Origin of the sequence: Paenibacillus xylanilyticus, assembly GCF_013359935.1 — a bacterium.
Lineage (GTDB): Bacteria > Bacillota > Bacilli > Paenibacillales > Paenibacillaceae > Paenibacillus > Paenibacillus xylanilyticus.
The window spans coordinates 146435-159269 of sequence record NZ_JABMCB010000192.1; the positions used below are offsets into that span (position 1 = coordinate 146435).

At 46.0% G+C, this 12835-nt stretch carries 15 protein-coding genes; 13 read left to right on the forward strand and 2 right to left on the reverse strand.

Annotated features, from left to right (window positions below; genetic code table 11):
- Positions 1 to 198: 198 nt before the first annotated feature.
- Genes chvE through mmsB form a run of 3 tightly spaced genes read left to right on the forward strand, consistent with a single transcriptional unit; the run spans position 199 to position 4003 of the window.
- Positions 199 to 1284, forward strand: a complete 1086-nt coding sequence (gene chvE, locus HP552_RS20525) for a multiple monosaccharide ABC transporter substrate-binding protein (RefSeq protein ID WP_175397256.1) — start codon at positions 199 to 201, stop codon at positions 1282 to 1284.
- 21 nt (positions 1285 to 1305) lie between these two features.
- Entirely contained in the window at positions 1306 to 2856 is a 1551-nt protein-coding gene (mmsA, locus tag HP552_RS20530; protein WP_175397257.1) for a multiple monosaccharide ABC transporter ATP-binding protein, read from the forward strand.
- Positions 2840 to 4003, forward strand: coding sequence for a multiple monosaccharide ABC transporter permease (gene mmsB, locus HP552_RS20535; RefSeq protein WP_175397258.1), 1164 nt, complete (start codon positions 2840 to 2842; stop codon positions 4001 to 4003). The genes mmsA and mmsB overlap by 17 nt, the downstream gene beginning before the upstream one ends.
- 95 nt (positions 4004 to 4098) lie before the next feature.
- On the opposite strand, the gene mgtE is transcribed toward mmsB, so the two are convergent.
- Entirely contained in the window at positions 4099 to 5475 is a 1377-nt protein-coding gene (gene mgtE, locus HP552_RS20540) for a magnesium transporter (RefSeq protein WP_175397259.1), read from the reverse strand.
- A gap of 193 nt (positions 5476 to 5668) precedes the next feature.
- Here mgtE and HP552_RS20545 point away from each other — a divergent pair, with 193 nt between their 5' ends.
- Positions 5669 to 6388: a DNA alkylation repair protein gene (locus HP552_RS20545; RefSeq protein ID WP_175397260.1), complete on the forward strand. Its 720-nt coding sequence runs from the start codon at positions 5669 to 5671 to the stop codon at positions 6386 to 6388.
- A 27-nt stretch (positions 6389 to 6415) separates the two neighbouring features.
- A complete protein-coding gene (locus tag HP552_RS20550; RefSeq protein WP_175397261.1) occupies positions 6416 to 6970 on the forward strand; it encodes a methylated-DNA--[protein]-cysteine S-methyltransferase in 555 nt (184 codons plus the stop codon).
- Between the two features lie 34 nt (positions 6971 to 7004).
- Here the strand turns inward: HP552_RS20550 and HP552_RS20555 are convergent, their stop codons facing one another.
- The gene (locus tag HP552_RS20555) at positions 7005 to 7196 is read right to left on the reverse strand and encodes a hypothetical protein (RefSeq protein ID WP_175397262.1); all 192 of its coding nucleotides are present in this window, start codon (positions 7194 to 7196) and stop codon (positions 7005 to 7007) included.
- 152 nt (positions 7197 to 7348) lie between these two features.
- On the opposite strand from HP552_RS20555, the gene HP552_RS20560 reads away from it, so the two are divergent.
- The 8 genes from HP552_RS20560 (at position 7349) to HP552_RS20595 (ending at position 12815) form a co-directional block, all read left to right on the forward strand.
- Positions 7349 to 8572, forward strand: coding sequence for an amidohydrolase (locus HP552_RS20560; protein WP_175397263.1), 1224 nt, complete (start codon positions 7349 to 7351; stop codon positions 8570 to 8572).
- 163 nt (positions 8573 to 8735) lie between these two features.
- Positions 8736 to 9164: a GNAT family N-acetyltransferase gene (locus tag HP552_RS20565; protein WP_175397264.1), complete on the forward strand. Its 429-nt coding sequence runs from the start codon at positions 8736 to 8738 to the stop codon at positions 9162 to 9164.
- 60 nt (positions 9165 to 9224) lie between these two features.
- Positions 9225 to 9668, forward strand: coding sequence for a GNAT family N-acetyltransferase (locus tag HP552_RS20570; protein ID WP_175397265.1), 444 nt, complete (start codon positions 9225 to 9227; stop codon positions 9666 to 9668).
- Positions 9669 to 9753: 85 nt separating this feature from the next.
- Positions 9754 to 9993 (forward strand): hypothetical protein, encoded by a 240-nt coding sequence (locus HP552_RS35810; RefSeq protein ID WP_376768969.1) that lies wholly within the window; start codon positions 9754 to 9756, stop codon positions 9991 to 9993.
- Between the two features lie 450 nt (positions 9994 to 10443).
- The gene (locus tag HP552_RS20580) at positions 10444 to 10929 is read left to right on the forward strand and encodes a DinB family protein (protein WP_175397266.1); all 486 of its coding nucleotides are present in this window, start codon (positions 10444 to 10446) and stop codon (positions 10927 to 10929) included.
- Between the two features lie 15 nt (positions 10930 to 10944).
- The gene (locus HP552_RS20585; RefSeq protein WP_175397267.1) at positions 10945 to 11430 is read left to right on the forward strand and encodes a GNAT family N-acetyltransferase; all 486 of its coding nucleotides are present in this window, start codon (positions 10945 to 10947) and stop codon (positions 11428 to 11430) included.
- Positions 11431 to 11447: 17 nt separating this feature from the next.
- Positions 11448 to 12389 carry a GNAT family N-acetyltransferase gene (locus HP552_RS35625; RefSeq protein WP_175397268.1) on the forward strand — a complete coding sequence of 314 codons (942 nt, stop codon included), beginning with the start codon at positions 11448 to 11450 and terminating at the stop codon, positions 12387 to 12389.
- A gap of 18 nt (positions 12390 to 12407) precedes the next feature.
- Entirely contained in the window at positions 12408 to 12815 is a 408-nt protein-coding gene (locus tag HP552_RS20595) for an NUDIX hydrolase (RefSeq protein ID WP_175397269.1), read from the forward strand.
- The last annotated feature ends 20 nt before the right edge of the window (positions 12816 to 12835 follow it).

The window sequence follows — 12835 nt, forward strand, 5'->3', positions numbered from 1 at the left end:
AAGATAGAGAGCTTCTGCCAGCTGTACAAAAGTTAAAATTTTATAAAAAAAGTTCAAAAGCAGCAAAGACCACTCTAATGTCACAATGCTACGATGGGGTCATGCAGAAACAACAGCAGTTTGATTCACACCATACGTTGTAAGCGTTATCTTATGATTCAATCAGATCCGCATGATTTGAGGAAAGGGGAACTTGATATGAAAAAAGGAGCAGTATTTATTTGGCTTCTGGTGATGGCCTTGATGCTATCGGCTTGCAATTTGGCTGAGAGTGGGGCAGGCAGCAAGGAAAAAGGATATGTTGGCATCTCCATGCCAACCAAATCCTCCGAGCGCTGGGTTGGCGACGGAGAGAACATGGTCCGTTTATTTCAGGAACAAGGGTATAAAACGGATCTGCAATACGCTGAGGACGTGGTCGAAAATCAGATTTCACAGATTGAAAACATGATCACCAAGGGAGTCGATGTGATGGTGATTGCGTCCGTGGACGGCAATACGCTGACGGATGTGATCAAGAAGGCCCATGATGAGGGCATCCAGGTCATTTCGTACGATCGCCTGATTCGCAATACACCCTACTTAACGTACTACGCAACGTTCGATAACTTTAAGGTGGGTGTTCTCCAGGCTTCCTATATTGAGCAGAAGCTTGGCCTCAAAGAAGGAAAAGGGCCTTACAACATCGAGCTGTTTGGCGGCTCACCTGATGACAATAACGCCTATTTCTTCTTCGATGGTGCGATGTCTGTACTGCAGCCGTACATCGATTCAGGCAAGCTTGTGGTACGAAGCAAACAAACAACGATGGCACAGATTGCGACCTTGCGCTGGGATGGCGCGTTGGCCCAGTCGCGGATGGATAACCTGCTCAGTGCCTATTATTCAGGAGAGAACCTGGACGCGGTGTTGTCCCCGTATGACGGAATCAGCATTGGTATCATCTCATCACTAAAAGGCGTCGGTTACGGATCAGAGAACAAACCTCTGCCCGTCATTACCGGTCAGGACGCGGAGCTGGCCTCGATCAAATCCATTGTCGCCGGGGAGCAGACGCAGACGGTATTTAAGGATACCCGCAAGCTGGCGGAGCAGACGGTAGAGATGGCCAATAGCATTTTACAAGGGAAACAAGCGGAAGTGAATGACAAAAAGTCATATAACAACGGAATTAAGATCATACCAGCCTACTTGCTGGATCCAATTTCAGTGGACCGGACAAATGTGGAGAAGGATATTGTGGGCACCAAGTATTACACCAAAGAAGAAATTGGACTGAAATAACAATGGAAAGGAGCACATCCCATGTCCGACATCATATTGGAGATGAAAGGTATCACCAAAACCTTTCCTGGCGTCAAAGCGCTGGAAAATGTCAATCTCAAAGTGCGAGAAGGGGAAATTCATTCGCTGTGCGGTGAAAACGGTGCAGGAAAATCCACGCTGATGAAAGTGCTTAGCGGTGTATATCCACACGGATCGTACGAAGGGGATATTTTATTTCAAGGCAAAACATGTGAGTTCAAAAGCATCAAGCAGAGCGAGGATCTGGGAATCGTCATTATCCACCAGGAGCTGGCACTGATCCCCTACCTTTCCATCGCGGAGAATATCTATTTGGGCAATGAACGTGCGAGCAAAGGTATCATTAATTGGAGAGAGACGTTGGTTGGTACACGTGAATTGCTCTCCAAGGTGGGATTAAGCGAAAATCCGAATACGCTTGTATCCAACATCGGTGTGGGCAAGCAGCAGCTGGTTGAAATTGCGAAAGCGCTCTCCAAGAAGGTCCGTCTGCTCATTCTGGACGAGCCAACGGCGGCGCTTAATGAGGATGACAGTGAAAACCTGCTTCAATTAATGCTGGAATTCAAGAAACAGGGCATTGCGTGTATTCTGATTTCCCACAAGCTGAATGAGGTATCCAAGGTGTCGGACTCCGTTACGATTTTGCGGGATGGCAAGACGATTGAGACACTGGACATGAGAAAGGATCATGTCACCGAAGATCGGATTATCAGCGGGATGGTAGGCCGTGATCTGACAAGCCGCTATCCGGAACGCCATGCGAATATCGGAGAAGTCGTATTGGAAGTGAAGGACTGGACCGTCTATCACGAACATCATGCCGATCGCAAGGTGCTGGATCAGATCAACATGAACATCCGGCGCGGAGAGATTGTGGGCATTGCCGGACTGATGGGTGCGGGACGAACGGAACTGGCCATGAGCATATTCGGCAAATCCTATGGACGCAGCATATCAGGCCAGTTGATCAAGGATGGCAAACCGATTCAGAACAACAGCGTAACGGAGGCAATTCAAAATGGTTTCGCTTATGTAACGGAGGATCGGAAGGAATACGGCCTTATTCTTATGGATGATATCAAACGCAATATCTCACTGACGGGTCTAGGCAAGCTGGCCAAAGGTGCAGTTGTGAACGAACGTGAAGAAGTGCTGGTTGCCGAAGAGATGAAAAAAAGCATGAATATCAAGGCACCGAGCATTTTGCAGAAAACCGGCAACCTGAGCGGAGGGAATCAGCAAAAAGTGGTACTGAGCAAATGGATTTTTGCCGGACCGGATATTCTCATTCTGGATGAACCGACCCGTGGAATTGATGTAGGCGCCAAATTCGAAATTTATACAATTATTCATCGGCTTGCTGCTGAGGGCAAGGGCGTGCTGGTCATTTCATCCGAGCTTCCAGAGGTTCTGGGACTGTGTGACCGGATTTATGTCATGAATGCCGGACGAATCACGGGAGAAGTCAGCCGCGAGGATGCAACACAGGAAACGTTGATGAGATATATGACGAAGTCTGGAGGCGAGAAGCATGGAAATGCTAACTAAACTGTTCAAAAACAATATACGTCAATACGGCATGATCATCGCGCTGGTCGTGATTATGATTTTGTTCGAGGTGCTGACTGGCGGGTTGCTTCTAAAACCAATTAATATTACGAATCTGATCCTGCAGAACAGCTATATCCTTGTACTGGCCATCGGGATGGTACTTGTCATTATTACCGGACATATCGATCTGTCGGTGGGATCCGTTGCAGCCTTTGTCGGTGCGGTGGCGGCGATCATGATGGTCGATTGGGAGCTTCCGGCCTGGCTGGCTGTCATTGCCTCTTTGCTGGTCGGGGCGTTAATCGGAGCCTGGCAGGGCTTCTGGATCGCATATGTGCGGATTCCTGCTTTTATCGTAACACTGGCGGGCATGCTGCTGTTCCGCGGATTAACGATGATCGTGCTGGAGGGGCAATCCATCTCTCCTTTTCCGGGAGGATTCCAAAAGATTAGCTCCGGCTTCCTGCCTGATATCCAATTCTCGGGTTTCGGTCTGGTCTCAATCCTTGTAGGTGTTGGACTTACGGTCTGGTACATCGTGAATGAACTTCGGGAACGTCGCTCCCAGCGAAAATACGGATTCCAGGTAGCGCCTCAGGGACTTTTCCTGCTCAAGCTGATTGTAGTGGCTGCCGTTACGAACCTGTTTACCTTCGTGTTGGCAAGTTACGCCGGAATTCCAAATATTTTGATTCTGCTGTTTGTATTAATCATCGTTTACTCCTTCGTCATGAATCGTACAGTTATGGGACGTCACGTATATGCGCTCGGAGGGAATGAAAAGGCCGCAGGACTGTCCGGTGTTAAAACCAAAAAAGTGACGTTTTGGGTATTTGTAAACATGGGCGTGCTTGCCGCCGTTTCCGGTCTGATCTTCGCCGCTCGTCTGAATGCAGCTACTCCAAGAGCGGGTACCAACTTTGAACTGGATGCCATTGCGGCCTGCTTTATCGGTGGTGCTTCAGCTTCCGGGGGGATTGGAACCGTGTTTGGTGCAATCATCGGTGGTCTGGTCATGGGGGTACTGAATAACGGGATGTCCCTCATTGGTCTGGGTATTGACTGGCAGCAGGGAATCAAAGGTTTGGTGCTTTTGCTTGCCGTAGCCTTCGATATCTACAATAAAAACAAAAGATCGGCATAATGCTGTAGAAGAACACAATCTTGTACAGGAAATGCAGAAACAGACCGCTATCCTTTATAGCTGGTCTGTTTTTCTGTGTGTACGGCGTGAGAAATTCACATCAAAGCATCCAGGAAGCGGGTTGCGATGCCGAAGTAGATGAAGAGGGACAAGATATCGTTCAGGGTCGTGATCAAGGGTCCGGAAGCGACGGCGGGATCAACCTTGAAGCGACTCAGCAACAGCGGGATACAGGTACCTGTCAGCGTGCCAATGACCAGGGTGAAGAAGAGGGACACACCGATAATCGCGCCGAGCAGCCAGTCTCCCTGCCAGAAATAAGCGATAACCGTAATCATCACTCCACATACGAGTCCAATCATTGTACCTACCTTGATCTCCCGGCCAATTAACGCCAGCACGGTTGATTTATCAAGTTTGCGTCCAATAAGACCCCGTACCACGACAGCCAGCGACTGTGTTCCCGTGTTACCGGTCATGCCGGCGATCATGGGCATAAAGAATGCGAGTGCGACAACCTGGTTAAGTGTATCTTCAAAAAAATCCACAATACTTCCTGAAATCAGTCCAATCAGCAATAATAAAATGAGCCAGGGAAGCCTGCGTCTGACCGCAACGAGCGGTTTGGTATCAAAATCGATATCCTTGCCACCACCACCCATTTTCGCAAGGTCTTCGCTTGCTTCATGCATGATGATATCGATGACATCATCCATCTGGATCACACCACATAGTCTGTAATTCTCATCCACGACGGGTAATGCGATAAATTCATAGCGCTGCAAAAGCTGTGCGGCTTCTTCCTGATCCATGTCTACTGTTGCGTAAATCACACGCCTGGTCATCAGTTCTTCAACCCTGGTACTGTCGTTGGCCTGCAGCAGGGATTGGTGACTTACGACACCAACGAGTTTGCCTTCTTCATCGGTAACATACAGATAGCGGGTTAACGGAATAGGCGGAGTACCCTGTGATTCCCGGATAGCCTCCTTTGCTGTCTCATGGGCCAGGAGGGTGCGGTAACGGTCGGTCATGATCCGGCCAGCCGTCTCAGGCGGGTAATTCAGTACCGAACGGATAATTGCAGAATGGTCGAGATGCATGTTGGATAGCAGCTGCTCCCTGCGTTTGGCAGGCAAATCATGCATAAACCGAATGAGGTCACTCTTGTTCATTTGCTGCATGACCTCAAGCGTACGTTCCGGGCCGAGCTGTTCGAACAGCCTAATCTGCTCGTGAAGCTTGAGTGACTCAGCCATATTCGCGAGAACATCGGGCTTAAACAGGAGCAGAAAACGCTTCGTTTCCTGTTCAGGAAACTTTTTATATACGAGAGTAAGATCGTAGGGATGTAAATCTTTTACCGTTCTATAAAACTCAGGCAGATCTTGGGCTTGCACATATTGAACCAGCAGTTCGGTTATTTCTTCGATGGAGACGTCTTTAGGGGTTTGAGGTCCGTTTTTGTTCATGTCAAGACTCCTTTCTAGAGGCAGGGCTCCGTATTTTTAAACGCAATGTTAGCGAGGTAAACAATGAATTGGATGGGCGAAGGAAGTACATGCATATATTGAAATCTTGCTCAACCATTCGAACCGGGCTTACAAATGGGCGCTGGGGAGATATACTGGTTGTACAGAAAACTGATGAGGAGGACTTGCGCTAGTGGAAATAGATATCAGGACACAACTGCTCAGTCTGGCCGAACCGGAGTACCAGAAATTCTCGGCTGCATTGATTCCCAATATTACAAATCTGATGGGTGTTCGATTGCCTGCCATACGGAAGATGGCGAAACAGATCGCTGCGGGGGATTGGCGTGCATATCTGGAAACGGCAGACGATGAATATTTTGAGGAAGTGATGCTGCAAGCGATGGTTATTGGCCATGTCCAGACTGAGCTGGATGAGTGGCTGAAGCATATCGCCGCATTTGTCCCCAAGATTGATAACTGGTCGATCTGTGACAGCTTCTGCGCCGGGTTGAAATATACGAAAATTCATGTGGAATCCGTGTGGAATTTCCTGCAGCCTTATCTGAAATCCGATCAGGAATATGAGATACGTTTTGGTGTGGTGATGTTATTGAACTTTTATCTCGATGAGACGTATATCGATCGGGTTCTGGCCTCATTGGATCAGATCAAACACGAAGCCTATTATGTGAAAATGGCAGTAGCCTGGGCAATTTCAATGGCCTATGTGAAGCAGCCGGAAGTGACCATGCGTTATCTCAAGGACAATACCCTGGATGATTTTACGTATAATAAAGCTCTTCAGAAAATAACGGAATCCTATCGTGTCGATCCGGAGACCAAGCAGATGATTCGCGGCATGAAACGGAAAACAAAGAGAGCTGTTCGTATTGAGATAGAAACGAAATGAGATATTATGGGGGAGGAGGATAGACGTATGCGAAAAAGGATCATGTGGGCTACCATGGAGCTGGACGGCCGCCCGTGGGTGTTGATCGCAACGGAACTGGGCATCTGCCGTATTGTCATGCCGAATGAAACAATGGAAGGCTGGAGCAGCTGGATGACCCGAATCGCGCCAGGGGTGGAGCTGGAAGAGAATGAGGCTGCATTGAAGCGGACAGGCATGATGGATTGGCTGCAATCCTACTTCGCCGGAGACCAGATTGCGTATACGGACGAGATTCCACTCGATCTGATCGGAACAACCTTCCAACAGCAAGTCTGGAGAGAGCTGGGGCGCGTTCCTTACGGGGAAACTCGCACCTACGGCGACATTGCGACTGCGGTGGGAAGACCTTCAGCTGTGCGTGCTGTTGGAGCGGCTAATGGCGCCAATCCCATTCCGCTTCTGCTGCCATGTCATCGCATCATCGGTGCCAACCGCAAGCTGACCGGGTTCCGTGGAGGCCTGGAGTTGAAGCGCAGATTGCTGGATATCGAACGGATTGAAGGCGTGACCGATGGTGGGCATGCGAGGTTTAACTTTTAAAGAGATGAATAGGTTATGTTCATTGTGCAGGCACTTACTCGTGCCTGTTTTTGCGTTCTCTCCTGATCGTTCCCATCGTCTGCGGAATAACAAGAATGAGCAGCAGGATGACCGTGTACGAACCCCAATTCACTTCCGAAAGAGACGTACCCGTTACCGTATAGTACAGCATCATGAATAGTGTGATTGCCATTGCACTTACAAGGATATGGAGCCATTTCGTCATGTTCGAAGACACATCTTTCCTCTATTGTCATCCAAACGATCATCGTATGGAACACCAACGTTTTACATATTTTTGCCCGGTTCACCCTTATGGTACCATAAAGCACAGATGATTATATCATGCACGGTAGACCTAGTGGAAAGAGGGATGTCATGTTGAAGCAGGCGTATTGGTTGACCAACGTAGCGTTGGAGCGAGGATTTGTTGCTGAAGAGGGACAGGTAACGGGAACACAGACGAAAAAGGCTCATCTCCGTGTGGAGGACGGAATCATTGCCGAAATCAAGGATGATGGAACTGAGCTACAGACTAACCTGCCTCAATATGATGCCAGAGGGTTGTTGCTGCTGCCTTCGTTTGAAGAAGCACACATTCATCTGGATAAAACGTATTATGATGGTCCATGGAAGGCCGTGAGACGCATATCCAGCATTTTTGAGCGCATTGAAGAAGAAAAGGTGCTGCTGCCCAAGCTGCTGCCTGATGCGAAGCGTCAAGCAGAGAGTATTCTGAGCCTGATTCAGGGCTATGGATCAACCCATGTGCGCAGCCATTGCAACATTGAACCCGTCAGCGGGTTGAAACGACTTGAGGCCACGAGGCAGGCACTGGAATCCTTTTCGGGTAAAATTTCCTCTGAAATTGTGGCATTTCCACAGCATGGGCTGCTTCGTTCCAACTCCGTGGAGCTGATGCTTCAAGCGATGGAAGAAGGTGCTACGATTGTAGGGGGACTTGATCCTCATACGCTGGACGAGCAGATCGAGAAATCGCTGCATGTCATGGTAGATCTGGCTGTTCAGCATCAGGCGGGAATCGATATCCATCTGCATGATCGCAACGAGCCGGGTAAGCAAACGCTCCAGCAACTCGCTGACCTGACGGAAGAGGCAGGACTTCAGGGGAAGATCACCGTGAGTCATGCATTCTGGTTCGCTCAAGCAGATCCGCAGGAGGCTCAAGATCTGGCGCAGCGCATGGCCTCACTCGGCATGAGCATTGCTTCAACTGTGCCCATCGGCAAAATGATCATGCCCCTCCCGATGCTGCATCGCATGGGGGTAAACGTGAAGCTGGCAACAGACAGCCTGACGGATCATTGGTCACCTTTTGGCAGTGGGGATCAACTGGAGAAAGCGGGGCGTTTTGCAGAATTGTACGGATACAATGATGAACTCTCCTTATCCCAGTCTCTTGGATTCATCACCGGTGGAGTTACACCGCTGGATTCGGAGGGGAATCAGGTTTGGCCTAAGGCAGGCGATACGGCGAGCTTTGTACTGGTACAGGCGAGTTGTTCAGCGGAAGCTGTTGCCAGAAGATCTGCCCGGCAGGCAGTATGGTACAAGGGGCAATTGGTAAGTGGGACAGTATAGGAAGAGACGAGAGGTAGCTTGAAGCCACGGGAAACCGTGGTTTTTTTGTGCTGTTAAAAGAAAGTGCAGGTCTAAGCAGAGAGGAATATTTTATTCGCATTTACCATCATTTGGGTTATGATGGATTTAGTTTTCCAAGTAGGAGATAAGGAGTGTGACCGTCATGATCAGACAGGCAGAAACAAGAGATGCTGAGGCTATTGAATCGTTGTATAGAGAACTACTGCCGAACAATTTGGATACAAAAGTGTTGGGAGAACGTATTGAGGAGATCCAAAATAATCCCAACAGTTTCTTGCTCGTCTATGAAATGAATCAAAAGGTTATTGGTACAGCGCACGTACATATTTGTCTGGATGCCTTGGTGGAGAATAGACCGTTTGGAGTGGTCGAACGTGTCATTGTTACAGAGCATGTGCAGAGCAAGGGATATGGTTCAGAACTGATGAAGTATATCGAAGATTTATGTATACAGAAAAATTGTGTGAAAGTGTTTCTAACCAGTGGAGCCACCAGAATCGAGGCACATCATTTTTATAAGAAATTAGGATACGATGGAGAGTCAAGCAAAGCATTCAAGAAGTATCTGTAAATGAAAGATACGTATAAGTGAGCAAGCAAGTCGAATAGAACGAAATGAGGTTATGGTGAGATGAACCAACCCCATCAAGATGTTGAACTGGAAATCGTATATGAAGACCATGATGAAGACTACAAAGCAGTTTGTAACCATTTATACAACTACAATTTGAGAGAAACGAAAGGGCTGTTAAAGAAACCTGGAAAGAGCATTAATCTATTTTTGCGGAATAAGACGGGCAAAGCCATCGGTGGGATCTTCTGTGCGACATACTGCGATACGTTATATATTGATAACTTTTGGATCGACGAGGAATATAGAAATCACGGGAACGGGAAGACTCTCATTCTGCAAGCCGAAAGCATAGCCTCCGATATGGGCTGCAAACTTGCACACACCAGTACGTTTTCTTATCAAGCTCCAGAATTCTATCAGAAGATGGGGTATGAAGTTTTTGGAATACTAGATGAGTATCCGGAAGGAATTGTTCAGTACTTTTTGAAGAAAAAACTATAAATCATTGGAAATAAATAACCATTACGATTGGATAAGCGTTATTAATAATAAGTTATCAGCAGGATAATCAACAAGGAGAATCTAAATGACCACCATAAATGTTCTAGAAACCAAACCTTCCAGTCGATACGATGATTTAGATCCAGATCAGGATGGAAATAAAAACACAACATTCGCGGATCTCATTATTGATGGAAGATCACTGTATCAGATGCTTAAGAACCACGACTTGGTACCATCCTTGGGTTGGGGAAGCAATGAAAATCAAAAACAAATGATTCAATACTTTCTGTTAAAAGAACCCCCACAAGTATCTGTATTATAGATATCCTATTCTTGTATGCCCTTGGTGTGGAGATGAAGAGTGCTGGTATATCTCTGTGAAAGTGGACAGGGAAGAAGATGTTGTCATATGGAAGGACTTTAAGCTGGAGCATAAGAATCAAGCATTAAACATCGGCCCTTTTTATTTTGAATGGGAAAACTATGAAAAAGTTATTCAGGATACTTTTGGCATGATAGTTGAGCAATAATGTATATGGAGTGAGGCAGCTTGAAAAATGTAACTTTAATTTTGGTGGCATGGAAAAATAAAATGGAATTATTTCTGTTAACAAGAATGCAGAGGACGTATATTTTGTTGGCTATATAACAGGTAACGGGGCAAACCCCCAAGCAGATTCTAGGGTGTTTCCGCATAGAATGGAACGGCCAAACCGAGGAATTCGAGCTTAAAGTAAGGTGAACTAAATCATTTTTGGGGAGTGATGTGACTATGGCTAAAACTACGTATGAAATGATTGAGGAATTCAAGTCGTTTACTTCTTATGTGATGGAGTTAGACAATCTATCTGAGCAGGTTTGGAATACGCCAATAACTGAAGGCAAATGGACTTTGAAAGACATCATTGCGCATATGATGTTGTGGGATCAATATTTTTATGAGGAAGCGATCTATAAAATCAAACATGATGAACCGTTAACCGTAAGGCATCTGAACTTTGATGAATTTAACGCAAATGCGATGGAATACTCGAGGACCAGATCGAAGAAAACTATTGTCGAAGAATTTGTAGAAAAGCGAATGAACATTATTCATGACATTACCGGACTGCAAGAAGAAGAATATACACGGGAGTACAAGGATGGAGACAAGAAAAAATTTAGTATTAAAAAGTATGTAAGGGCATTCATCTCGCATGATAAACATCATAAGAAACAGATTGAAAGCTTTAAGAAACTTAACTCACAGCTGAAATAAAGGGGTAACACCGAAATGAATTACGAATTAATTCAAGCTTCTAAGGCATATAAGGATGTCATACAAAGTCTGATGCAGTTTTATATTTATGATTTCTCTGAATTTGTCCATTGTGATGTGGAGGATAATGGTCTATTCAAGCCCTATCCTTATTTAGAAGACTATTGGATCGAAGTGGATCAACGATTTCCATATGTTATTAAACAAGCGGATAACTATATCGGTTTTGTGTTAGTCAGATTCATCGAATCAGAGGAGCGAAATTACTTCTCCATTGCGGAGTTTTTTATTATGAAGAGATACAGAAAAGAAGGCATAGGTAAGACGGTAGCTAAACAAATTTTTGATACGCATAAGGGGCATTGGGAAGTTTGTCAGCTCGAAAGCAACAAGCCTGCTCAGCAATTTTGGAACAAGGTTATACACGAATATACGCAAGGAAACTTTACAGATCGAGTTGAGGGCGGAAGAAGGATACAAGATTTTAAAACCATGGGATGATTAAGGAGGAATGACGTGTGCAGGTAGCCGATTGGTCTGAAAACATAGAAACGTATGATTTATCCAGCGAATATTCGATTCGTAAAGCTGACCCGGAAGAGTGGGGAGTATATTGCTCAGTCTATTACAACATGCGCTTTGTTGGATTTTTTAGAGAAGAACGTTTCAATGCTAAGCGAAATAATGCTTATTGGATCTGCCAAGGAGAATCGAAAATTGGTGGGGTAAGGATGGCACCCAATAGGATATATCATTTGTTTTTCATTCCACCATTTAATCATTTATTTGAGGTAATGAAGCTTCTTAAAAAGATACTCGTCAGCTGGTCTGATCGAACCCAGCACATTAAAGCCTTTGAAATTCTTCCGGACCAGGTTCATTTATTTGCAAAAGCCGGATTTTGGCCGGTAGAGTTCAGATGCCGATGGATGCAGCGTCCCACTGAACATTTTGACGTGACTTGGGACCCCGATCTGATCATCAAGAGTCCTCAAATTGCCGAAGATGAAACAGGTACCAAGCGATATACGAATGAAGATGAAATCGCTCATTGCGACTTTGCAAGCTTTGTGGGAGGTTTTGAAGCGTTAAGAAGAAATCAGTCTTCGTTTGAACAGTTCATACCTTCTGAAGATCCCGGTCTAACCAATGAGATACTCACGGAAGCGTCTACACTTGTGTATGACAAAAATACCGGGAAGCTTGTCGCCAATTGCCGGCTTTGTTTACAGGATACTGAGGCAGCAGTATATAGTATTGGTGTCATCCCATCGCACAGGGGAAGAGGGATTGCTACACGCATGCTGCAGAGAGCCTTGACGATCCTTAAGGGGAAATATCCAATCTTACGGTTGTACGTCATGGAAGGCAACGATGCAGAATCCGTCTACTACAACCTCGGGTTTATCCCAGGAGTACAAGAAGTACAACAAATGATTATCCCTGCGGAATCAAATTAAACGAAAGGTCTGGAGAAGATGACCCCACCTAAACATATTGTTTCGGCAGCTGCAATTGTGATCAATGATCAGAATGAGATATTACTTATTAAAGGTCCCAGAAGAGGCTGGGAAATGCCAGGCGGACAGGTGGAAGTCGGAGAATCTTTACAACGTGCAGCCATTAGGGAAACCAAGGAAGAGTCAGGTATTGATATCGAGATTACCCGGTTTTGCGGCGTATTTCAGAATGTGGAGGACTCCATTGTAAACACGTTATTTCTGGCAAAGCCCATCGGAGGACAATTAACCGTATCAAACGAAAGTCTAGACACCAGATATTTCCCAGTGGAAGAAGCTTTAAGCTTAGTCACCTGGAAGAATTTTAAACAACGAATTGAATACTGTTTAAGACCGGAGATGCAGCCCTTTTATATCGAATTTTAGAAATGAAGAGGTTGTAGAAA